The organism is Sphingomonas sp. LY54 (assembly GCF_035594035.1).
In the GTDB taxonomy this organism is placed as follows: Bacteria; Pseudomonadota; Alphaproteobacteria; order Sphingomonadales; family Sphingomonadaceae; genus Allosphingosinicella.
This window is the reverse complement of sequence record NZ_CP141588.1, coordinates 459,939-482,223: the sequence shown is the minus strand read 5'-3', so window position 1 is coordinate 482,223 and position 22,285 is coordinate 459,939. Positions and strand designations below refer to the sequence as shown.

General features: G+C 67.2%; 21 protein-coding genes and 2 tRNA genes. 11 read left to right on the top strand and 12 right to left on the bottom strand.

Features of this window, described 5'->3' with window-relative positions; translation table 11 throughout:
• Nucleotides 1–22 precede the first annotated feature (22 nt).
• The 5 genes from tig (at nucleotide 23) to SH591_RS02410 (ending at nucleotide 6,649) form a co-directional block, all read left to right on the top strand.
• On the top strand, nucleotides 23–1,588 hold the full coding sequence (gene tig / locus SH591_RS02430) for a trigger factor (protein ID WP_324750366.1): 1,566 nt from the start codon (nucleotides 23–25) through the stop codon (nucleotides 1,586–1,588).
• Nucleotides 1,589–1,730: 142 nt separating this feature from the next.
• Entirely contained in the window at nucleotides 1,731–2,672 is a 942-nt protein-coding gene (locus SH591_RS02425) for a glycosyltransferase family 2 protein (RefSeq protein ID WP_322830633.1), read from the top strand.
• Between the two features lie 9 nt (nucleotides 2,673–2,681).
• The gene (locus tag SH591_RS02420; RefSeq protein ID WP_324750365.1) at nucleotides 2,682–3,047 is read left to right on the top strand and encodes a hypothetical protein; all 366 of its coding nucleotides are present in this window, start codon (nucleotides 2,682–2,684) and stop codon (nucleotides 3,045–3,047) included.
• Between the two features lie 188 nt (nucleotides 3,048–3,235).
• The gene (locus SH591_RS02415; RefSeq protein ID WP_324750364.1) at nucleotides 3,236–6,124 is read left to right on the top strand and encodes a TonB-dependent receptor; all 2,889 of its coding nucleotides are present in this window, start codon (nucleotides 3,236–3,238) and stop codon (nucleotides 6,122–6,124) included.
• A 60-nt stretch (nucleotides 6,125–6,184) separates the two neighbouring features.
• On the top strand, nucleotides 6,185–6,649 hold the full coding sequence (locus SH591_RS02410) for an NUDIX domain-containing protein (protein WP_324750363.1): 465 nt from the start codon (nucleotides 6,185–6,187) through the stop codon (nucleotides 6,647–6,649).
• A 42-nt stretch (nucleotides 6,650–6,691) separates the two neighbouring features.
• Here SH591_RS02410 and SH591_RS02405 read toward each other — a convergent pair whose 3' ends face one another.
• Nucleotides 6,692–7,117 carry a heavy metal-binding domain-containing protein gene (locus tag SH591_RS02405; protein WP_324750362.1) on the bottom strand — a complete coding sequence of 142 codons (426 nt, stop codon included), beginning with the start codon at nucleotides 7,115–7,117 and terminating at the stop codon, nucleotides 6,692–6,694.
• Between the two features lie 129 nt (nucleotides 7,118–7,246).
• Here SH591_RS02405 and SH591_RS02400 point away from each other — a divergent pair, with 129 nt between their 5' ends.
• From SH591_RS02400 to SH591_RS02380, 5 genes are all read left to right on the top strand, one after another.
• Nucleotides 7,247–7,861: a hypothetical protein gene (locus SH591_RS02400; protein WP_324750361.1), complete on the top strand. Its 615-nt coding sequence runs from the start codon at nucleotides 7,247–7,249 to the stop codon at nucleotides 7,859–7,861.
• Nucleotides 7,858–8,346 (top strand): hypothetical protein, encoded by a 489-nt coding sequence (locus SH591_RS02395; protein WP_324750360.1) that lies wholly within the window; start codon nucleotides 7,858–7,860, stop codon nucleotides 8,344–8,346. The genes SH591_RS02400 and SH591_RS02395 overlap by 4 nt, the downstream gene beginning before the upstream one ends.
• Nucleotides 8,347–8,447: 101 nt before the next feature.
• Entirely contained in the window at nucleotides 8,448–9,089 is a 642-nt protein-coding gene (clpP, locus tag SH591_RS02390; RefSeq protein WP_322830626.1) for an ATP-dependent Clp endopeptidase proteolytic subunit ClpP, read from the top strand.
• A 90-nt stretch (nucleotides 9,090–9,179) separates the two neighbouring features.
• A complete protein-coding gene (gene clpX, locus SH591_RS02385) occupies nucleotides 9,180–10,439 on the top strand; it encodes an ATP-dependent Clp protease ATP-binding subunit ClpX (RefSeq protein WP_322830625.1) in 1,260 nt (419 codons plus the stop codon).
• 94 nt (nucleotides 10,440–10,533) lie between these two features.
• Nucleotides 10,534–11,604, top strand: a complete 1,071-nt coding sequence (locus tag SH591_RS02380) for a class I SAM-dependent methyltransferase (protein WP_324750359.1) — start codon at nucleotides 10,534–10,536, stop codon at nucleotides 11,602–11,604.
• Here the strand turns inward: SH591_RS02380 and SH591_RS02375 are convergent.
• The 6 genes from SH591_RS02375 to SH591_RS02350 form a co-directional block, all read right to left on the bottom strand.
• The gene (locus SH591_RS02375; protein WP_324750358.1) at nucleotides 11,601–12,749 is read right to left on the bottom strand and encodes an ABC transporter permease; all 1,149 of its coding nucleotides are present in this window, start codon (nucleotides 12,747–12,749) and stop codon (nucleotides 11,601–11,603) included. The two genes, SH591_RS02380 and SH591_RS02375, sit on opposite strands and share 4 nt — an antisense overlap.
• Complete coding sequence (locus SH591_RS02370; RefSeq protein ID WP_324750357.1) at nucleotides 12,746–13,666, bottom strand: ABC transporter ATP-binding protein; 921 nt, start codon at nucleotides 13,664–13,666, stop codon at nucleotides 12,746–12,748. The genes SH591_RS02375 and SH591_RS02370 overlap by 4 nt, the downstream gene beginning before the upstream one ends.
• Nucleotides 13,663–14,631, bottom strand: a complete 969-nt coding sequence (locus SH591_RS02365) for an HlyD family secretion protein (protein WP_324750356.1) — start codon at nucleotides 14,629–14,631, stop codon at nucleotides 13,663–13,665. The genes SH591_RS02370 and SH591_RS02365 overlap by 4 nt, the downstream gene beginning before the upstream one ends.
• On the bottom strand, nucleotides 14,628–15,257 hold the full coding sequence (locus SH591_RS02360; RefSeq protein WP_324750355.1) for a TetR/AcrR family transcriptional regulator: 630 nt from the start codon (nucleotides 15,255–15,257) through the stop codon (nucleotides 14,628–14,630). The genes SH591_RS02365 and SH591_RS02360 overlap by 4 nt, the downstream gene beginning before the upstream one ends.
• Before the next feature lie 106 nt (nucleotides 15,258–15,363).
• Nucleotides 15,364–16,413 carry a Leu/Phe/Val dehydrogenase gene (locus tag SH591_RS02355; RefSeq protein ID WP_324750354.1) on the bottom strand — a complete coding sequence of 350 codons (1,050 nt, stop codon included), beginning with the start codon at nucleotides 16,411–16,413 and terminating at the stop codon, nucleotides 15,364–15,366.
• A 30-nt stretch (nucleotides 16,414–16,443) separates the two neighbouring features.
• Nucleotides 16,444–16,520: transfer RNA gene (locus SH591_RS02350), tRNA-His, on the bottom strand.
• A gap of 140 nt (nucleotides 16,521–16,660) precedes the next feature.
• Between SH591_RS02350 and SH591_RS02345 the strand changes: the two genes are divergently transcribed.
• Nucleotides 16,661–17,683, top strand: coding sequence for an LLM class flavin-dependent oxidoreductase (locus SH591_RS02345; protein WP_324750353.1), 1,023 nt, complete (start codon nucleotides 16,661–16,663; stop codon nucleotides 17,681–17,683).
• 97 nt (nucleotides 17,684–17,780) lie between these two features.
• Here the strand turns inward: SH591_RS02345 and SH591_RS02340 are convergent, their stop codons facing one another.
• The 5 genes from SH591_RS02340 to SH591_RS02320 all read right to left on the bottom strand — a co-directional run bounded on the left by SH591_RS02340 (nucleotide 17,781) and on the right by SH591_RS02320 (nucleotide 22,187).
• Nucleotides 17,781–18,101, bottom strand: a complete 321-nt coding sequence (locus tag SH591_RS02340; protein ID WP_324750352.1) for a DUF167 domain-containing protein — start codon at nucleotides 18,099–18,101, stop codon at nucleotides 17,781–17,783.
• 22 nt (nucleotides 18,102–18,123) lie between these two features.
• Nucleotides 18,124–18,198 (bottom strand) — tRNA-Val (locus SH591_RS02335).
• 154 nt (nucleotides 18,199–18,352) lie between these two features.
• On the bottom strand, nucleotides 18,353–18,628 hold the full coding sequence (locus SH591_RS02330; protein WP_322830616.1) for an HU family DNA-binding protein: 276 nt from the start codon (nucleotides 18,626–18,628) through the stop codon (nucleotides 18,353–18,355).
• Nucleotides 18,629–18,773: 145 nt separating this feature from the next.
• Nucleotides 18,774–21,185, bottom strand: coding sequence for an endopeptidase La (lon, locus tag SH591_RS02325; RefSeq protein ID WP_324750351.1), 2,412 nt, complete (start codon nucleotides 21,183–21,185; stop codon nucleotides 18,774–18,776).
• Between the two features lie 84 nt (nucleotides 21,186–21,269).
• Nucleotides 21,270–22,187 carry a DMT family transporter gene (locus SH591_RS02320; protein ID WP_322830614.1) on the bottom strand — a complete coding sequence of 306 codons (918 nt, stop codon included), beginning with the start codon at nucleotides 22,185–22,187 and terminating at the stop codon, nucleotides 21,270–21,272.
• Nucleotides 22,188–22,285: the final 98 nt, after the last annotated feature.

The following is a 22,285-nucleotide window of genomic DNA, read 5'->3' as shown; positions in this document are numbered from 1 at the left end:
TGAAGCGAAGGTTCGAGCTGAAATGCAGACTGTCGAGACGTTGAACGAGGGCCTGAAGCGCGCCTACAAGATCACCATTCCGGCGAAGGACATCGACGCTCGCGTCGACGGCGAGATCAAGAAGGTCGCCCCGCAGATCCGCATGCCCGGCTTCCGCCCCGGCAAGGTTCCCGCCAATCTCGTCCGCAAGATGCACGGCGAGGCGCTGCAGCAGCAGGCGCTCGAGACGGCCGTCCAGGAAGGCGTCCAGAAGCTCCTCGCCGACAAGAAGCTCCGTCCGGCGATGCAGCCGGCAGTGGCGCTCGAGGCCGGCCACGAGCCCGGCAAGGACGCCGTCGTCACGGTCGAGCTCGAGACGCTCCCCGACGTCGGCACCCCCAAGATCGACGGGCTGAAGCTCGAGCGGCTGACCGTCGAGGCTGACGACGCCGCGGTCGACGCCGCGCTGGATCGCATGGTCCAGGGCCAGAAGAGCTTCGATCCGGCTCCGGCCAAATATGCCGCCAAGACCGGCGACCTCGTGATCATGGACTATGTCGGCAAGGTCGACGGCGAAGCCTTCGAGGGCGGCACCGGCGAGGGCATGTCGGTCGAATTGGGCTCGGGCCGCCTGATCCCGGGCTTCGAGGACCAGCTGGTCGGCGTGAAGGCGAACGAGCAGCGCACGCTCAACGTCACCTTCCCCGAGGATTACAACGTCGACTACCTGAAGGGTAAGCCGGCCACGTTCGACGTCACCGTCACCGAAGTGCAGCAGCCGCGCGAGGCCAAGGCCGACGACGCCTTCGCCAAGGCGATGGGCCTGGAAGGCATCGACCAGCTGCGCGGGCTGCTGAAGGGCCAGACCGAGCAGGAGCTGAACGGCCTCACCCGCACCCACATGAAGCGCAAGCTGCTCGACCAGCTCGCCGAGACCCACGATTTCGAGGTCCCGCCGTCGATGGTCGAGGCCGAGTTCAACCAGATCTGGGCGCAGCTCGAGCATGAAGCGAGCCACGAGGCCGATCCGGAAGCCGCACGCAAGGAAATGGAAGCCGAGCGCGAGGATTACCGCAAGATCGCCGAGCGCCGCGTCCGCCTCGGCCTGCTCCTGTCGGAGATCGGCTCGACCAACGGCGTCGAGGTGAGCAACCAGGAGATGAACCAGCTGATCATGCAGGCGGCGCAGCAGTACCGCCCGGCCGATCGCGAGCGTTTCGTCCAATATGTCCGCCAGGAGCCGATGGCGGCCGCGCAGCTCCGCGCGCCTTTGTTCGAGGACAAGGTCGTCGACTTCCTGTTCGACAAGGCCGAGATCACCGACCGCACCGTGACCCGCGAGGAGCTGGAGCACGAGATCGAGGCCGAGGAAGGCCATGTCCACGGCCCGGATTGCGGCCACGACCACAGCCACGACGCCAAGCCGAAGGCCAAGAAGCCGGCCGCCAAGAAGGCGGACGCGAAGGCCGAGGACAAGGCTGAAAAGGCCGAAGCGAAGCCGGCTGCCAAGAAGGCCGCTCCGAAGAAGGCCGCCAAGGAAGAGGCTCCGGCCGCCGAGGCCAAGCCGGCCAAGAAGCCGGCCGCCAAGAAGGCGCCTGCCAAGAAGTAAGCGAACGTGACGGGAGGGCAACGGCGCCGGCGGGACTAAGCCGGATCCGTCGCCCTCCCGTGCCTCGCCTGGGCTCGCCAAAGACGCGCGTTCGGGTTAGGCAAGCCTCTCCCCGGCGGGGGGAGCGGGCTATTGGGGGCGAATGTTGCTGAACGAGACTGACGGGCTCCGCATCGCGGTCCTGCTGCCCTGCTACAATGAGGAAGCGGCGATCGCGCAGACGGTCGCGGGTTTCCGCGCCGCGCTCCCCGACGCCGCCATCTACGTCTACGACAATAACAGCGCCGACCGCACGACCGAGGTCGCCGCGGCGGCAGGCGCGATCGTCCGGTGCGAACGCATGCAGGGCAAGGGCCATGTCGTCCGCCGCATGTTCGCCGACGTCGAAGCCGACATCTACGTCATGGCCGACGGCGATTCGACCTATGACGCCTCGGCCGCACCGACCTTGATCGCGCGCCTGATCGACGAGCGGCTCGACATGGTCGTCGGCGCCCGCAAGTCGGAAGTCGAAGAAGCCTATCGGCGCGGCCACCGCCTCGGCAACCGGCTCTTCACCGGCCTGCTTGCGCGCCTGTTCGGCCGCAGCTTCAGCGACATCTTCTCGGGCTATCGCGTCTTTTCGCGCCGCTTCGTGAAGAGCTTCCCGGCTCTATCCGGCGGCTTCGAGACCGAGACCGAGATTTCGGTCCACGCGCTCGAACTGGCGATGCCGGTCGGCGAAGTCGTGACGGCCTATGGCGCGCGCCCCGAAGGCTCGGTCTCGAAGCTCTCCACCTATCGCGACGGCTGGCGGATCATGAAGACGATCCTGCACCTGTTCCGGATCGAGCGCCCGGTGCTGTTCTACGGCGGCATCGCCGCCTTCCTCGCCGCGCTGGCAGTGGTGCTCGCGGTGCCGCTGGCGATCACTTATGTCGAGACCGGGCTGGTGCCGCGCTTGCCGACGGCGCTCCTTGCCACCGGCCTCATCATCGTGGCGGCGTTGAGCTTCATCGCCGGCCTGATCCTCGACACGGTTGTGCGCGGCCGCCGCGAGGTGCGGCGGCTCCATTATCTCAGCCTCCCCGCCGTCGGCGAGTGAGGGCAGGGGATGCGAAGCCTCCGCGTTCTGACGGTGATCGTCGCCCTCCTGTTGGCGCTCGGCGAAGTCGCGCGCTGGTGGGGGCAGGCGCGGCTGGTGCCGCTGGCGTTTGATGAATTGCTCGTCGCCGTGGCGATGCTGGGGGCGGCAGCGATCGCACCGCGGGCCGGGACGGCACCGCTCGCCGCCGCCTGGGGCCTCTTCTGTGGCCTGACGCTCGGCCTGCTGGTGCCGACCCTCGATCACCTCCTCTACGGCCCGCCCAAGGCGAGCGCCGGCTTCTACGCGATCGTGCTGGCGGCGATGCTGGCGGTGGGTGTCTGGGCCGTCGTCCGCGCGCTCCTCCTCGGCCGGCCATCGCTTCCGCACGATTGATCTGCGGCCGGCCGGGCCAGTCGCCTGCCGGTGTCACGCACATGCAACACACGTTGCCGAAATGGTGCGGTCCCGTTCCTAAAAGTTGATTTCGCTTCGCCGGCCTGCCCGTCCCGTGTTTTACTTGAGTAAGCCGGAGATGCGGCGGGTTTGCGTCAGCGAAAACGACATCGAACGGGGAGGTGACCATGCTGCATCGGAAGAACAACTTTCGTTTGGGCTGTGCGGGTCTGGCACTGGCAGCGGGACTGCTTGGAACGACATCGCCGGCTTCGGCCCAGTCGACCGTCCCCGATCAGCCGCCCACCACCGGCGCCGGTCCCGGTGCCCAGCAGCAGGATAGCGGCCCCATCGTCATCACCGGCTCGCGCATTCGCCGCGACCCGCTCGATCAGCCGGCGCCGGTCGTGTTCGTCGACCGCGCCGATATCGACCGCACCGGCCTCGTGTCGGTGGCCGAGGTCCTGCAGCGTATTCCCAGTTCGGGCGGCGCGCTCAACAGCAAGTTCAACAACAGCGGCAATTTCGGCAACCCGCCCGACGGCGGCGGCGTCGGCGCCGGTGCGGCCGAAGTCGACCTGCGCTATCTCGGCTCGAAGCGCGTGCTGGTGCTGGTCGACGGCCTGAGGTTCGTCAACGCCTCGTCGGCCAGCGGCGTGCCCGGCTCGACCGACCTCAACTCCATTCCCGAATCGATGATCGAGCGGATCGAGGTGCTGCAGGATGGCGCGTCCTCGATCTACGGCTCGGACGCGATCGCCGGTGTCGTCAACATCATCACCAAGCGCGGCCAGGACGGCTTCCGCGCCTCGGCCCAATATGGCCAATATATCAGCGAGGGCGACGGCGAGACCCAGAACTACCAGCTGAGCTGGGGCAATGGCGACAGCGGCCCGACCCAGATCGTCATCGGCGGCAATTATGTGAAGCAGGAGGGAGTGAGCGCCGCCGATCGCGATATTTCCCAATTCCCGACGCCGGGGGCGACTTCGTGCCTGGCCGGCGGGTGCAGTTCGTTCACCCCGCTCGGGCGCTTCATCGTGCTCGGCGAGAATCTGACGCTGAAGGGCCCGGTCAGCGGCCGCCCGCGCTTCGATCCGGCCGATCCAACCGGTCCGAACAGCGATTTCAAGGCATTCGGCGATGCCGACCGGTTCAATTTCGCGCCGTTCAACTTCATCCAGGTGCCCATCGAGCGATATGGCGGCTTCGTCACGCTGACCCAGGAACTGAGTCCGGTCACGACCTTCACCTTGAAGGGCATCTACAACCGGCGCAATTCGAGCAACCAGGCGGCGCCGCTGCCGCTCGGCATCGGCCCGGCGGTCGGCAATGGCAATCTGCTCGACTTCATCACGGTCGATGCGAGCAATCCGTTCAACCCGTTCGGCGAGACCCTGGTCGCGGGCGTCAATTATGACGGCATCTTCCGCCGTGTCATCGAGGGCGGTCCGCGCCGCTACGACCAGAAGGTCGAGACCTATTACGCGACGGCCACGCTCAACGGTTCGTTCAACGTCCACGAGGACACGCTCTACTGGGACGTCAACGCCGTCTGGGGCGAGAACAAGGCCAACCAGACCGTGTTCGGAAACGTCAATGCCGATCGCGTGCGGCGCGCGCTCGGGCCGGTCGCGGCCTGCACCGGCGCCACCGACGGCTGCGTGCCGCTGAACCTGTTCGGCGGCGTCGGCTCGATCACGCCGGAAATGTACGATTATATCGGCTTCATCCAGCGCGACCGCAGCAAGCAGCGCCTGTGGGACTTCAGCGCGAACATTTCGGGGTCGCTGTTCAGCCTGCCGGCCGGGCCGCTCGGCGTTGCCTTGGGCTACGAGCACCGCGCGGTGAAGGGCTCGTTCGATCCCGATCCGATCATCGTACAGGGCTTCGGCTCCGACATTCCGGCGCTGCCGACGAGCGGTTCGATCAATTCGGACGAGATTTACGGCGAGCTCAGCATTCCGCTGCTCAAGGACATGACCTTCTTCGACCAGCTCGACGTCCAGCTCGCCGCGCGTTTTTCGGACTATTCGACCTCCGGCTCCAACGCGACCTTCAAGGCGAGCGTCAACTGGAAGCCGATCGAGGACCTGCTGTTCCGCGGCAGCTGGGCGGAGGGCTTCCGTGCGCCGAGCATCGGCGAATTGTTCGGCACGCCGTCACGCTTCGACCAAGAGGTCGCCGATCCCTGCGCGACGAGCACGACCACGGGCCAGAATTTCAACAACAACGCCACCGTGCGGAGCAACTGCATCCTGCAGGGCGTGCCGGCCACTGGGGCCACCCAGCCCAACCCGCAAATCTCGGTGGTGACCGGCGGGAACGAGGAACTGGACGCCGAGACGTCGGAAAGCTGGGTGTTCGGCGCGGTCTACAGCCCGTCCTTCATTCCGCGCCTGTCGCTGGAGGCCAATTATTTCGATATCCAGGTCGACGGTGCGATCCAGGCCATCGCCGCCGGCACGTTGCTCAACCGCTGCGCGCTCACCAACGACCCGCTGAGCTGCGCCGCGATCAGCCGCACGGGCTCGGGATCGGTCTCGCAGATTAGCGGCCTCCTCCAGAACATTGCCGGCATCGAGACCAACGGCCTCGATGTCACGCTGAACTATCGCACCCCGGAGACGGGCGCGGGCACGTTCGGCCTGTTCTGGACCAACACCTTTCTGTTCAATTACACGGTCATCGTCCCGGCGACCGAGGGCGTGACCGAGATCGAGCGGGAGGGCACCGAGCAGGGCAGCCCCGATCAGGCCTTCCCGAAATATAAGGCGACCGGGATCTTCGACTGGACCCTGGGCGATTTCGGCGCCTCGCTGACCGGCCGCTACATCAGCAGCGTCAAGGAAAGCGAGGCCGACGACAACAAGCTCGGCAGCCGCTTCTACACCGATATCCAGTTGCGCTGGACGCCCGGCTTCTGGGGCGAAAGGTTCGGCGTCGCGGTCGGCGTCAACAATCTGTTCGACAAGGATCCGCCGCCCTGCATCAGCTGCGGCCTCAACAATATGGACCCGACCACCTATGACGTGCCCGGCCAGTTCGGCTATGTCCGCGTCTCGGTGAAGATGTAGGCGGAAGCGAAGGGGAGGGTCTCCACGGGCCCCTCCGCCTCTTAGGAAGGCGGCGTTCGGGTGCTCAAGGCGGTGCGGCAGGTCCTCCATTGGGGCGTCCGTTGGCTGCATCGCGGCCGGCGCCTGGTCTGGTCCGTCACCCGGCCCGAGACGGCCGGCGTGCATGCCGTCGCGCTCACCCCGGCCGGAAACGTGGTGCTCGTGACCTTGAGCTATGCCCGCGGCTGGCGGCTCCCCGGGGGCGGGCTGAAGCGCGGCGAGGATCCGCGCGAAGCGGTGCTGCGGGAGCTCCGCGAGGAGATCGGGCTGACGGCGCATGGCGCGGTCGAGCTGGTCACGGCCTTCGACCATTATCCCGATTTCAAGAAGGACCGATCGTCTTTGTTCGTGGTCCGCGACGTCCACTATGCGCCGCGCTGGTCGCTCGAAGTCGCAGAGGTGAGAGAATTTCCGCTCGGCGAACTGCCGCAAGACCTGTCGCGGGTTACCCGCCGGTTGCTCCGCGAGGCCTCGCCTCTTTTGTGAGGGGGCCGCCCGGGATGCGAGATCCCGGGCGGCCCGCGGTCCTTACTGCTCGGTCTGCGGCTGCGCCGGAGCCGGAGTCTCCGCTGCCGGCGTGGTTGCAGGGCCGGTGAACTTCACTGCGGTGCCGGTGGCATTGGTCTTGCCCCAGCTGAATGCCGAGACGTGGGAATCGCCATATTTAGCGTTGATCACGGCGTCGGCGTCGAGCTTTTCGGCGCGCTCCCAGAGCTCGCGATAGATCTTTTCCTGCGAGGCTTCCTTGCTGAAGACGGTCGCCTTGCGGACGCCGGCCTTGACCTCGCCGACGACGGTGTAGGGACGGTCGGTGATGTCGTACGGGAAGACCGGAACGCCGACATCCTCGTTGACGATTACGAACGCCTTGGCGGGCTTGTCCTTGGCAACGGCGGTGGACGCGGCGCCCGTCGTCAGAATGGCGGCCAGAATTACCGAATGAATGATTTTCATATACCCCCTTATGGGCCGGCGCACTGGGCCGGCCGCGCTCATTTATTGAACGAAGTCTCATGCGTACGCAATGACTTGCGGGCCTGGGCTGAAAAATGCACGATGCTTCTTTCAAGGGGGAGGGGGAGCATGATCCTGCTATATTTCGCGGCCGTCCAGGCGGCCGCTGTTTCGGACGGCCGCGAGGTCGTTCCGGGTGACTCCGTCGACGCGGCCGCCGAGGTCGTGGCCGAGGCGCCCGCGGCCCCGCCCGTGCGCACCGTCAGGCTCGCGCAGGACACGCCGGTCGAGCTGATGGCCGTGGCGGAAGTCAGCACGGCCGACGTCACTCCGGGAACGGTGTTCAAGCTGCGCGTGAACCGGGCGGTGACGGTGGACGGGCAGGTCGTCATCCCGGTCGGCACCCCAGCGTTCGGCGAGGTCATCTCCGCCAGCGATTCCGGAGGTTTGGGAAAATCCGGAAAGATGACCGCGCGCCTGCTCCGTATCCGTCTCGGCGAGGCCGACATTCCGCTCGAGGGCGAGATGAGCGCGAAGGGCACCGGCGCGGGTTCGGCGGGCGTCGCGATCCTGTTCGCAGGCGTCGCCGGATTCTTCCACCGCGGCAACAATGCCAAGATCAAGGCCGGCGAGATCCTGGCCGGCTTCATCGGCGAGGATGTCCTGCTCGATCTGTCCTCCGGTCCCGCGCGCCGGGTGGCCGCAGCCGCAGGGGAGGCTCCGGCCGCGCCGGTGCAGCAATGACCGGGCTGCGCATCGCCGGCGCTTTGCTGGCCGCCGTGGCGGCGCCGGCGCTCGCGGGGCAGCCGATCATGCTCCCGATCGGCACCATTGTTCCGCTGGTCACGACGACGCCGCTTTCGAGCAAGACCCACGTCAAGGGCGACATGGTCCCGCTGCGCACGGCGCATGACGTGGTGATCGACGGCCGCGTGGCGATCCCCGCGGACACCGAGGCGGTCGGCCAGATCGCCGACGCGCGCGCCAAGGGGGCGATGGGCATGTCGGGCAAGCTCACCCTGCGCCCGCTCTATCTCGAGGTCGGCGGCCGCGTCGTGCGGCTCACGGGCGACGCTGCGGAGAAAGGCGAGGTCGATCCAGGCGCCGTCGTCGGCATGGTCCTGCTGACGCCCGGCTTCACCGGCCGTAGCGCCGCCATCCCGGCGGGCACGCCGGTGGCCGCGATCGTGGAGAAGGCGGTCGCGCTCGAGCCTGCGCCGCGCGACTGACCGCGCGTCAAAGGCGGCGGGGATGCGCGGCAGGGCTTGAACCGCCGCGCGGAAGCTCCGATGTTGGCGCCAGACCACAAGCCCACAGGATTCTCCCCCACATGGACCATCAAGATATCGTCAGCGGCCTCGTACCCATCGTTATCGAACAGTCGAACCGCGGCGAGCGCAGCTTTGACATCTATTCGCGGCTGCTGCGCGAACGGATCGTGTTCGTGACGGGCGGCGTCGAGGATCACATGGCGACGCTCATCACGGCGCAGCTGCTGTACCTCGAATCGGAGAATCCGAAGAAGGACATCTTCATGTACATCAACTCGCCGGGCGGGGTCGTCACGGCGGGCATGGCGATCCACGACACGATGCAATATATCCGGCCGCGCGTCGGCACGGTCTGCATCGGCCAGGCCGCGTCGATGGGCGCGTTCCTGCTCGGCGCCGGCGAGCCGGGCATGCGCGTGGCGCTGACCAACGCCCGGATCATGATCCACCAGCCGTCGGGCGGCGCCCAGGGCCAGGCCACGGACATCGAGATCCAGGCCAAGGAAATCCTGCGCATCCGCCACCGGATGAACGAATTGATGGCCCAATATACCGGCCAGACGATCGAGACGATCGAGAACGCCGTCGAGCGCGACAAATTCCTCTCCGCCTCCGAGGCGAAGGAATTCGGTCTGGTCGACGAGGTGTTCGACAAGCGGCCCGCCGCCTCGGAAGAGGATGCGGCCAAAAACGCGGCTTAACGTTTAGGCCATTGTGATCGTGCATAAACGCGGTCAGGATGGCTCTTAACGGAGCGGATAACAGCGGGCCCGGGGCCCGAAGGACGAAGAATGACAAAATTGAGCGGCGGCGACTCCAAGAGCACCCTCTACTGCTCCTTCTGCGGAAAATCGCAGCATGAGGTGCGCAAGCTCATCGCCGGACCGACCGTGTTCATCTGCGATGAATGCGTCGAACTGTGCAACGACATCATCCGCGAGGAGACCAAGTCCGCGCTGGTGAAGACTCGTGACGGCGTCCCCACGCCGCTCGAGATCTGCAACGTCCTGGACGATTATGTGATCGGGCAGAGCCACGCCAAGCGCGTGCTCTCGGTGGCGGTGCACAACCACTACAAGCGCCTCAACCACGGCGCGAAGGGCGCCGACGTCGAGCTCGCCAAGTCGAACATCCTGCTCGTCGGCCCGACCGGCTGCGGCAAGACCCTGCTCGCGCAGACGCTCGCCCGCATCCTCGACGTGCCGTTCACGATGGCCGACGCCACCACCCTGACCGAAGCCGGCTATGTCGGCGAGGACGTCGAGAACATCATCCTGAAGCTGCTCCAGGCCTCCGACTATAACGTCGAGCGGGCGCAGCGCGGCATCGTCTATATCGACGAGATCGACAAGATCAGCCGCAAGTCGGACAACCCCTCGATCACCCGCGACGTTTCCGGCGAGGGCGTCCAGCAGGCGCTGCTGAAGCTGATGGAAGGCACGACGGCCAGCGTCCCGCCGCAGGGCGGCCGCAAGCATCCGCAGCAGGAATTCCTGCAGGTGGACACGACCAACATCCTGTTCATCTGCGGCGGCGCCTTTGCCGGCCTCGAGAAGATCATCGCCGACCGCCTGCAGGGCAAGTCGATCGGGTTCGGCGCCTATGTCGCCGCTCCCGAGGAGCGTCGCACCGGCGAGGTGCTGCGCCAGGGCGAGCCCGAGGATTTGCTGAAGTTCGGCCTGATCCCCGAATTCGTCGGCCGCCTGCCGGTGATCGCGACGCTCGAGGACCTCGACACCGAGGCCCTGGTCAAGATCCTCAAGGAGCCGAAGAACGCGCTGGTCAAGCAATATGCCAAGCTGTTCGACATGGAGGAGGTGAAGCTGTCCTTCACCGACGAGGCTTTGGTCGCGGTCGCCAAGAAGGCGATCGAGCGCAAGACCGGTGCGCGCGGCCTCCGTTCGATCCTCGAGAATATCCTGCTCGACACGATGTTCGACCTGCCCTCGATGGACGGCGTCGACGAGGTGATGATCGACAAGGACGTGGTCGAGGGCCGCAAGGAGCCGGTCCGCGTCTATGCCGAGAAGAAGGGCGAGAGCGCGGCCTAAGCCCGCCTCGCTTCGTCCGGAAATGCTGGAGGCCGGTGCTGCGAAGCGCCGGCCTTCATGCTATTGTGCGCGGCTTCCACACGGGAGACGGGCGATGACGGGCACCACGATGGCCGATCCGGCCAAGTTGGAAGCATTCATGGGCAAGATGGTGGGCGACATGAGCGCGGCGATGAGCGGCCCGCTTGTGATGCTGGGCGCGCGTCTCGGCCTCTACCGCGCCCTTTCCAAGAACGGCCCCTGCACCTCGGCGGAACTGGCCGAACGCACCGGTCTCTACGAGCGCTACGTCCGCGAATGGCTGGCCGCGCAGGCCGCTGCCGACTTCGTCGAATATGATTCCGACGGCGACCGTTTCTCGATGAACCCCGAGCAGGCCATGGCGCTCGCCGACGAGGATTCGCCGGTCTACGTCGCCAGCGCGTTCGAGCTGATCGCATCCACCTATATCGACGAACCCAAGATCGCCGCCGCCTTCCAGACCGGGCGCGGCGTCGGCTGGCACGAGCATCACGAATGCCTGTTCCGCGGCACCGAGCGCTTCTTCCGGCCCGGCTACCGCGCCAACCTGGTCGACGCCTGGCTGCCGGCGCTCGACGGGGTGGTCGCGAAACTGGAGCGCGGCGCCCGCGTCGCCGACATCGGCTGCGGCTGCGGCGCCTCCACCGTGATCATGGCGCAGGCCTTCCCCGCCAGCGAGTTCGTGGGGCTGGACTATCACGAGGCGTCGATCGAACGGGCCCGCGAGGCGGCGAAGGAGGCCGGCGATCCGCGCAACCTCCGCTTTGAGGTCGCGTCCGCCAAGGAAGCGCAGGGCGAGGGTTTCGACCTCGTCGCCTGCTTCGATTGCCTGCACGACATGGGCGACCCGGTCGGCGCGGCCCGCCACGCGCGCGAGATGCTCGCCCCCGACGGCACATTCATGCTGGTCGAGCCCAATGCCGGCGACACTCTGGCCGAGAATCTCAACCCGGTCGGGCGGATGTTCTATTCGGCCTCGACGATGATCTGCACGCCGGGCTCGCTGGCGCAGGAAGTCGGGCTCGGGCTCGGCGCGCAGGCCGGCGAGGCGCGGCTCACCGCCGTGCTGAAGGAAGCCGGCTTCACCCGCGTCCGCCGCGCCGCCGAGACGCCGTTCAACATGGTGCTCGAAGCCAGGCCCTAATCCAGCGTGGTGCGGTAGCGGGCTAAAGCGAGCGCGGCCACGGCGCAGACGAAAATGGCGAGGGCGAGCAGGCTCGGACCCATGTCGGCGAAGCTTTGCCCCTTGAGCAGGGCGCCGCGCACCACCCGCAGGAAGTGCGTAACCGGGATGATCGTGCCCAGCGCCTGCGTCCATTCGGGCATGCCGCGGAACGGGAACATGAAGCCCGACAGCAGGATCGAGGGCAGCATGTAGAAGAAGGAGAGCTGCATCGCCTGCAGCTGGGTGCGGGCCACGGTCGAGATCAGGAAGCCGAGCGACAGCGAGCCGACGATGAACAGCATCACCCCGACGCCGAGGCCGAGCCACCCGCCGCGCATCGGCACGTCGAACAGCAAGCGGGCGAGGGTCAGCACGACCACGGTCTGGATGAGCCCGACGACCACATAGGGCGCGAGCTTGCCGACCATCACCTCCAGCGGCTGCACCGGGGTCGCCAGCAGGCTTTCCATCGTGCCGCGCTCCTGCTCGCGGGTGACGCCGAGCGCGGTCATCATCACCAGGGTCATCGACAGGATCACGCCGAGAAGCCCCGGCACGATGTTGTGGGCGGTGATGTTCTCCGGATTGTAGCGGCGGTGGACGACCACCTCGAACGGCGGCGCGGCGGCGTCGGGCGCAAGGCTACCGATCAGGTCGTGGCGCAATGCCTCGGCCGGGAGGGCGGCCAGAGCGGCAACCGCTCCGCCGGTCGCGGCCGGGTCGGAGGCGTCGGCCTCGACCAGCAATTGCGCCTTGTCGCCGCGCACCACGCGCCGACTGAAGTCGCCGGGGATGGTGACTGCGAATTGGACCTCGCCCTGGCGCACGAGAGTGTCGAGCTCGGCGGGCGTGCGGACCTGGGCGACGATGTCGAAATAGCCCGAATTGCGGATCGCCGAGAGCGCGGAGCGGGCGAAGACCGAATTCTCCTGGACCAGCACCGCCGTCGGCAGCTGCTTGGGATCGGTATTGATCGCATAGCCGAACAGCAGCAGCTGGACGACCGGCACGCCGAGCAGCATCGCATAGGTCAGCCGGTCGCGGGTGAGCTGGATGAACTCCTTGGCGAGCACCGCCAGCATCCGCGTGGGCGAGAAAGCCCTATGGTTGCGGCCACCGCTCATTGGAAATTGTCCTCGGCGCGGCCCATCAGGTGGATGAACACGTCCTCCAGCGTCGGCTCGACCCGCTCCCAGCGGAGGGGTGGGCGGCGATAGGGGGCGAGGGCGGCTTCGAGCGCCGCTCCGTCGGTGCCGCTGACGTGCAAAGCGAGACCGAACGGCGCCGCCATTTCGACGCCGGGGCGCTGCAGCAACTCGGCCGAGAGACGGTCGACGCCGGGCCCTTCGCCGCGCCAGGTGACCAGGCCGGCATCGGCGATCACCTCGTCTGCAGTGCCGCGCGCCATCAAAGTGCCGTAGGCGATATAGGCGATGTCGTGGCAGCGCTCGGCCTCGTCCATATAATGGGTCGAGACCATCACGGTAAGGCCGCGCGCGGCGAGGGCGTGGATCTCGTCCCAGAAATGGCGGCGCGCCTGCGGGTCGACGCCGGCCGTGGGCTCGTCGAGCAGCAGCAGGCGCGGTTCGTGCAGCGTCGCCGCGGCCAGCGCGAGGCGCTGCTTCCAGCCGCCCGAGAGCGTGCCGGCGAGCTGGCGGCGGCGTTCGGCGAGGCCGAGATCGTCGAGCGCGGCGGCGACCCGCTCCCTACGGCGGTCGAGGCTGTGGATGCGCGCGGCGAACTGGAGATTCTCCTCGACCGTCAGATCCTCGTAGAGCGAGAAACGCTGCGTCATGTAGCCAGTCTGGCGCTTCACCTCGGCGGCGTCGGCGACGATGTCGAGGCCCAAAGCGGTGCCGCGGCCGCTGTCGGGAGTGAGCAGACCGCAGAGCATGCGCAGGGTGGTGGTCTTGCCCGAGCCGTTGGGGCCGAGGAAGCCGGTGATCCGCCCCTCTTGAACCTCGATCGACAGGTCCTTGACGACGCGCCGGCCGCCGAACGACTTGCTGAGCCCTTCGACGTCGATGGCGACCGCGCTCATGGCAAGGGCGTCACGTCGACCGGCAGACCGGGAACGAGCGATGCGCCGTCCGCCGGGCGCGCTTCCACCAGGAAGACGAGGCGATCGCGCGAATCGCGGCTGTAGATGACCGGCGGCGTGAATTCGGGCCGCGGGCTGACATAGGAGATGGTCGCGCTCCGCTCGGGGCAGCCGTCGCAACCGAAGCGGATCGTGCGGCCGATCCGGTAGGCGGAGACGTCCCGCTCGGGCACGAAGAAGCGGACGAAGACGTGATCGTCGGGGATCAAGGCCACGACCGGCTTGTTGGCGGCGGCCCATTCGCCGCGCTGGAAGAATGTATCCTCGATCCGGCCCGCAGCCGGCGCCGACGGCGCCATGTCGGCGACGCGCGCGCCGGTCTCCGCGGCCGATGCCCGCGCCTGAGAAACCCGTGCCTCGGCGGCGCGGATCTGGTCGCTGCGCGCGCCGAGCGTCGCTGCTTCGACGCGGCGTTGCGCCGCCGCCACCCGGGCCGCCGCGCTCTCATAGGCGCTGCGGGCGTCGTCGAGCCGGGCTTTGGCGTAAATGCCTTTCGCGACCAGCGGCGCGGTGCGGTTCAGGACCGCACGGGCCTCGCGCGCCTGCGCTTCGGCTGCGGCCTGGTCGGCCTCGAGGATGGCGAGCTCGACCGGACGCTGGCCTTTGCGCGCGTCCTCGGCCTGGGCCTCTGCGGCGGCGAGCTCGGCTTCGGCGCGGCCGGTCTGGGCGGCGCGCTGGTCGGGCTCGATCACGAACAGGCGCGTGCCGGCAGCGACGCGCTGGCCGCGACGCACGTCGAGCTCGGCGACCGTGCCGGCGACCGGCGCGGCGAGATACAGCGTCTCGCCCTCGATATAGCCCGACAAGGTGGGAGCGGGCTGGAAGCGCGCCGCCGTCAGGCGCCAGCCGAGCAGGATCACGGCCAGGATGGCGAGGACCAGGATGACGACGCGCTGCGGCTTCACGGCGCTTTCTCCATCAGTCCTTCGAGCACGGTTTCGGCATGCTGGCGCGCGACCGCCGGCAGGTCGACCTCGGCGGCGCCGACCGGCGTGAAGGTTTCGCGCCAGATCACGCCGAGCAGCATCGGCCCGATCAACGAGAAAGCGTGGATGCGCGGATCGCCCGGCCGCACCTCGCCGCGCGCCTGCGCCTGCGCGATGATCGCGCTGAGCAGGCCGACTCCGCGCTGGACGACGTCGTCATGCCAGACCCGGGCGAGTTCGGGGAAGTTGCGCGATTCCCCGATCACCATCTTGAGCACGGCGCCGAGCGGGATCGCGGTGATCAGTTCGGCGAAGCGGGGGAGGAGGGTGCGGACCAGCTCCGCGAACGTCCGGTCGCTGGCGAGCGCCGTCGCCTGGATCGCCTCGATATTGGGGACGACGGCCGCCTGGACGACCGCGCGGAACAGGTCCTCCTTGGTGGAAAAATAGAGGTAGATGGTGCCCTTCGACAGCCCGGCCCGCGCCGCAATCTCCTCCATCCGCGCGCCGGCGAAGCCTTTCGCGGCAAAGACCTCCAGCGCGGCCGCGATGATATCGGCGGGGCGCTGTTCCTTCAGTCGGCGGCGTTTCGGCGGAGAGCCCATCGAGGCGACTCACTTAATGACCGTTCAGTCAGTAACATGTCGCCGACACAAAAAAAAGGCCCGCCGGCTGTGAGTCCGGCGAGCCTCTTTTGATTTCAGTGGTAGATCAGCCGCGGCCGATCAGGCGGTTGGCCATGGTGTCGGCGACGGCGGCCGGGTTGCGCCCGGTGGCGTCGCTCTCGTCCCAGATCTGGTTGAGGCGGCCCGGAATCTGCTCGATCTTGGCGCGGACGCCGGCCTCGTCGGCGTCGCCGAGATATTCCGAGGCGACGTTGATGATGCCGCCGGCGTTGATCACGTAATCGGGCGCGTAGAGGATGCCGCGCTGGTGGATGCGATCGCCCTCGGCCGGAGTGGCGAGCTGGTTGTTGGCCGCGCCGGCGACGACTGCCACGCGCAGTGCGTCGATGGTCTCGGCGGCCAGGATCGCGCCGAGCGCGCACGGGCTGAGCACGTCGGCCTCGAGCGACAAAATGTCCTCGGGATCGACCACGGTGCCGCCGACTTCGTCGGCCAGCTTCCGGGCGCGGCCCTGGTCGATGTCGGCGAGGCTGATGCGCGCGCCGTCCTTGGCGGCGAGGCGGGCGAGGCCGCTCGCGACCGAACCGGCGCCCTGGATGGCGAGGTGAAGGCCGGAAAGACTGTCCTTGCCGAGCTTGCGCTGCACCGCCGCCTTGACGCCGAGATAGACGCCATAGGCCGTGTGCGGGCCCGGGTCGCCGCCGACCGCGCCCTCGGCGGCGGGCAGGCCCGAGACATATTTGGTATGCTTGGAGACTGCGACGAGATCGTCGACGTTCACGCCGACATCCTCGGCCGTCACGTAGGCGCCGCCCAGCTGCTCGACGGCGCGGCCGTAGGCGGCCAGCATTTCGGGAGTCTTGGTGCGGTTGGCGTCGGCCAGGATCACGCCCTTGCCGCCGCCCAGCGGCAGGCCGGCCATGGCGTTCTTGAAGCTCATGCCGCGCGACAGGCGGAGCGCGTCGCGGACCGCGTCGGCGCTCTCGGCATAATGCCAGAAGCGGACGCCGCCCGCGCCCGCGCCGAGATGGGTGGAATGGACCGCAATCACCGCCTTCAGCCCCGATTTGGCATCGGTTACGAAATGCACGACCTCATGGTCATCGAAGTCGGGATATTCCCAAGGCGACTGCATGGCTGGTTTTCCTGAGAAATTTCAAACAAGTGGGGCGATCGACGGGGTTTGAACCCGCGACCTCTGGTACCACAAACCAGCGCTCTAACCAGCTGAGCTACGATCGCCACATGGTGCAATGTCTGCGGGGGCGCTCATAAGGGCGCGCCGTGGCCAGCGTCAAGGACAGTTACGCGTGCCGGCCACTCCCTTCGGCACAAAAGGCTCCACGCCTAGCTTCGCGCGATCCGTTCCCCATATCGGGCACATGGTACCTTTCTCCGTCCTCGACCTTGCGCCGATCATCGAAGGGGGCGACGCCGCCCTCGCTTTCCGCAACGCCCGCGACCTCGCCCAACATACCGAGCGCTGGGGCTACAACCGCTTCTGGATGGCCGAGCACCATTCGATGCCGGGCATCGCCAGCGCCGCGACCGCTGTCGCGCTCGGCTATGTCGCCGAAGGCACGACGACGATCCGCGTCGGCGCCGGCGGGATCATGCTGCCCAACCATTCGCCGCTGCAGGTCGCCGAGCAGTTCGGCACGCTGGAATCGCTTTATCCCGGCCGCATCGATCTCGGCCTCGGCAGGGCGCCCGGCACCGACATGGCCGCCGCCCAGGCGCTGCGCCGCAACCTCGACACCGATCCCAACCAGTTCCCGCGCGACGTCGTCGAACTCCTCCATTATCTCGGCGCGCCCGCACCGGGGCAGAAGGTCCGCGCCATCCCGGGCGAGGGCAGCAACATCCCGGTCTGGATCCTTGGCTCGAGCCTGTTCGGCGCGCAGCTCGCGGCGATGCTCGGCCTGCCTTATTCGTTCGCCTCGCATTTCGCGCCGCAGATGATGATGGAGGCGATCCAGGTCTATCGCGAGCGTTTCACGCCGTCCGAATATCTCGACAAGCCTTATGTGATGCTCGGCTTCAACGCCTTCGCGGCCGAGACCGACGAGGAGGGCGAATATCTGGCCAGTTCGATGCAGCAGGCCTTCGTCCAGCTCCGCACCGGCGCGCCGACCCAATTGAAGCCCCCCATGGAAGGCTATGTCGACTCGTTGCCGCATGCCGCCCGGGCAATGCTGGAACAGACATTGTCGGTCTCGGCGATCGGTTCGCCACCCAGCGTGAAGGCGGCGATCGAGGCGTTCGTCGAGCGCACCGGCGCCGACGAGGTGATGATCACTTCGCAAATCTACGACCACAAGGCGCGGCTGCGCTCCTACGAGATCGTTGCCGAGCTTTTCGGCCGCGCGGCGGCGCCGGCCCCGCTCGAAGCTGCTGCCGGCTGACGCACCTCGTCATTGCGAGGAGCGCAGCGACGAAGCAGTCACCGCCCTGCCCGCGTCGCTGGATTGCTTCGCTTGGCTCGCAATGACGGTGGCTGGGTCAGCCAGCCGTTACGAGTGCGGCCAGCTTCCGCGCGATCGCCTCGCCGTCGCCGACCAGGAACAGCATCTTCTGCCGCGCGGTCTCGCCCGACCGGATGGTGATGGACGATTTCGGAATGGCCAGCGCCTTGGCCAGGAAGGCGATTAGCGCCTTGTTGGCGGCGCCGTCGACCGGAGGAGCGGCGAGACGGAGGGCGAGGACCGGACGCCCTTCGCCGTCTTCGCCCACACCGCCGATCGCATCGCGCCGGGCGCGCGGGGTCAGCCGCACGGCGAGGCGCACGCCGCCATCTTCGATCGCAAAGGGAATGCCGCTCAAGGGCGCACCGACGGGAGAAGCGTGGTGGGCGCGGCAGGGATTGAACCTGCGACCCCACCCGTGTGAAGGGTGTGCTCTACCACTGAGCTACGCGCCCACGCTTCCACCGGGCTGAAAGGGCCGGTCGGTCGGGAAAGAGGCGGCGATGCCGCCTTCCGGGCGTCCCCATAATGGGGTGCCCGCTGGCTGTCCAGCATATGCCGGATGAAAAAAGGACCGGAGCGCCCCCGCGCATCCGGCCCCCCTTCGAATCAGGCGTTCACAGAATCCTTGAGGCCCTTGCCCGCCTTGAACTTGGGCTGGGTGGATTCCTTGATCTGCATCGGTTCGCCGGTGCGCGGGTTGCGGCCGGTGGATGCCTTGCGCTTCGAGCAGGAGAAGGTGCCGAAGCCCACGAGCCGGACTTCGTCGCCCTTCTTGAGGGCGTTGCCGATCACTTCGAACACACCCTCGACCGCTTTGGTCGCATCCCCCCGGTTCAGACCGGTCGTCTCGGCGACTGCGCCGATAAGCTCCTGTTTGTTCATCCTCTCTGAACCCCTGTTACTATGAATCGCGGCAAATGCCGTCGGGCATCTTCAAACAGGTTAGGGACACGAGTCAAAAGGAAAGCGCGATTTTCCGGGGAAAATCGCGCCTCCATATTGGATATAGCGGTTCCAGACCGGGACGTCAGTGGCGGCTGGTCGCTCCGGCGCCCTCGTCGGCCGTTACCGCGAGCTCGCTCGGCGCTACCGCCGCCAGCTCGTCGGACTCGGTCCATTCGATCGGCACCACCGGGGTGGTGAGCGCGCGGGCGAGCACCTCGTCGACATGCTTGACCGGGACGATCTCGAGGCCCGCCGTGATGTTGGCGGGGATTTCCGCGAGGTCCTTTTCGTTCTCGGCCGGGATCAGCACGGTGGCGATGCCGCCGCGCAGCGCCGCGAGCAATTTCTCCTTGAGGCCCCCGATCGGCAGCACGCGGCCGCGCAGGGTGACTTCGCCGGTCATGGCGATATCGCGACGGACCGGGATCCCCGTCAGCGTCGAGATTATCGCGGTGACCATGCCGATGCCGGCCGATGGACCGTCCTTGGGCACGGCACCCTCGGGGAGGTGGACGTGGATGTCCTTGCGGCCGAACAGGCTCGGGCGGACGCCGTAGCTCGGCGCGCGCGCCTTCACGAACGAGAAGGCCGCCTGGATCGACTCCTGCATGACGTCGCCCAATTTGCCGGTGGTCTTGATCTGGCCCTTGCCGGGCACGGTCACCGCCTCGATCGTCAGCAGTTCGCCACCGACTTCGGTCCAGGCGAGGCCGGTGACGGCGCCGATCTGGTCCTCCTCCTCGCCGATGCCGTGGCGGAATTTCCGCACGCCGGCAAAGTCGGCGACATTGTCCGGCGTGAGCTCGACCTTGTCGGTCTTGCCCTCGAGGATCTGGCGCAGCGCCTTGCGCGCGACCTTGGCGATCTCGCGCTCGAGCGTGCGCACGCCGGCCTCGCGCGTATAGCCCTGGATCAGCGCGCGGAGGCCGGGCTCGGTGAAGACCAACTCGCCCTCTTTCAGGCCGTGTGATTCGATCTGCTTCTCGATGAGGTGGCGGGTCGCGATCTCGACCTTCTCGTCCTCGGTGTAGCCCTCGAGCCGGATGATCTCCATGCGGTCGAGCAAGGGCTGCGGCAGGTTCAGCGAGTTCGCCGTAGTCACGAACATGATGTCCGAGAGGTCGTAGTCGATCTCGAGATAATGGTCCTGGAACTTCGAATTCTGCTCCGGATCGAGCACTTCGAGCAGGGCGGAGGCGGGGTCGCCGCGGAAATCCTGGCCGAGCTTGTCGATCTCATCGAGCAGGAACAGCGGGTTCGAGGTGCCGGCCTTCTTGAGGTTCGACACGATCTTGCCCGGCAAGCTGCCGATATAGGTGCGGCGGTGGCCACGAATCTCCGCCTCGTCGCGCACGCCGCCCAAGGACTGGCGCACGAACTCGCGCCCGGTCGCCTTGGCGATCGAGCGGCCGAGCGAGGTCTTGCCGACGCCCGGCGGGCCGACGAGGCACAGGATCGGCCCCTTCAGCTTGTTGGTGCGGGCCTGCACGGCGAGATATTCGACGATCCGGTCCTTGACCTTCTCGAGGCCATAATGGTCCTCGTCGAGGATGCGCTGCGCCTCGGCGATGTCGTGCTTGAGCTTCGACTTCTTGCCCCAGGGCAGGCCGAGCAGCACGTCGAGATAGTTGCGGCTGACGGTCGCCTCGGCCGACATCGGCGCCATCGCCTTGAGCTTCTTGAGCTCCTGCGTCGCCTTGCCGCGCGCCTCCTTGGAGAGCTTGAGCTTGGCGATCTTGCGGCCGAGTTCGGCAAGCTCGTCGCCTTCGCCTTCCTCGCCCTCGTTGCCGAGCTCGCGCTGGATCGCCTTCAACTGCTCGTTCAAGTAATATTCGCGCTGGGTCTTCTCCATCTGGCGCTTCACGCGCGAGCGGATCTTCTTCTCGACCTGGAGCACGCCAAGCTCGCCTTCCATGAAGGCGAACGTCATTTCGAGGCGGCGAATGGGGTTCAGCTCGGCGAGCAGCGCCTGCTTGTCCGAGACCTTGATCGTGATGTTGGCCGCGACCGCGTCGGCGAGCCGCGACGGCTCCTCGATCTGACCGAGCTGGACGGCGGTTTCAGCCGGCAGCTTCTTGTTGAGCTTGGCGTAATTCTCGAACTGGTCGACCACCGAGCGCATCAGCGCCGAAACGTCGGCGCCTTCCGGGTCGTCGATCTCGATCGGCTCGATCTCGGCGGCGAGGAACGTGCCTTCGTCGCGCAACGCGGCCAGGGTCGCACGGCGCTGGCCTTCGACGAGCACGCGCACCGTGCCGTCGGGAAGCTTCAGGAGCTGCAGCACGGTGGCGACGACGCCGAGGTCGTAGAGCGCGTCGCGATCGGGGTCGTCCTCGGCCGGATCGAGCTGCGAGACCAGGAAGATGCTCTTGTCGGCCGCCATCGCGCTTTCGAGCGCCGCCACGGATTTGTCGCGTCCCACGAACAGCGGAACGATCATCTGTGGGAAGACGACAATGTCACGCAGGGGGAGAACGGGATAGGATTCGGTCATTGTAACTCCACACAGGGCCGAACGGCCCTTTGACATCTATATGGGGACCGCCGTCAACGCATCAATGGAGCGCGGCAGGCGGGCTCAAAGCGGCTCCGGACGTGGCTTTTCCCGGCCCAGGCGATGCTCGCGGTAGAGCGTATACAGGCCGCTCGCGATGATCACCGCGGCCCCCAGCCAGGTCGAGGCGGCGGGCTGCGTGTTCCAGATCAGCCAGCCGAGCAGCACCGCCCAGAGCAATTGCGCATAGTCGAACGGCGCCACCACCGAGACGGGGGCGCAGCGCAGGGCCGCCGTCATCAGCAATTGGGCGACGCCGCCGAACGTGCCGAGCCCGAACAGGATCAGCCAGGTGCGGCTGTCGTGAAAACCGGCGAAGAAGGGCATGGCCATCCCGACCGCGAGCATCGACAGGACGGTGAACCACAGCACGGTGGTCTGCGTCCCCTCGGTCCGGCCGATCTGGCGGATCGTGATCGTGACGGCCGCGACGCCGAAGGCGGACAGCAAGGCGAGCGCGAGCCCGGCCAGGGGCAGATCGGTGCCCTGCGGCTGCATCACGATCAGCACGCCGCCGAAGCCGACCGCGACCGCACTCCAGCGGTGGCGTCCGACCTCCTCGCGCAGCACCAGCGCCGACAGCAGCACCGCGAACAAGGGCGCGACGAAGCCGATCGTGGTCGCTTCCGCGAGCGGCAGGAAGGCGAGCGCCGAAAAACCCAGCATCATCGTCGTGAGGCCGATCGCCGTGCGGGTGATATGGGCGAGCGGCCTCTGCGTCCGCCATGCGGTGAAGTTGCGGGTCCAGGCGATCCACAGCAGCAGCGGCGGCAGGCCGAACGCGAATCGGTAGAAGACCAGTTCGACCGTGCTGACGCCGTGTTCGTAACCGAGCTTGATCATCGCCGCCATGAAGCCGAAGCAGGTCGTCGCGCCGAGGCGCAGCAGGATGCCGAGGAGCCGGTTTTGCTGCGGGGGAGAGGGGGAGGCGGGATCGGCCATGGGTCCGGCGCTTCTGGTGCCGCCGCCTAAAAAGGGCAAGACCGGGGACGCATCCCTTTCGGGAGCGGAGAAGCTTCGCTACATGGACCCCGGCAAGA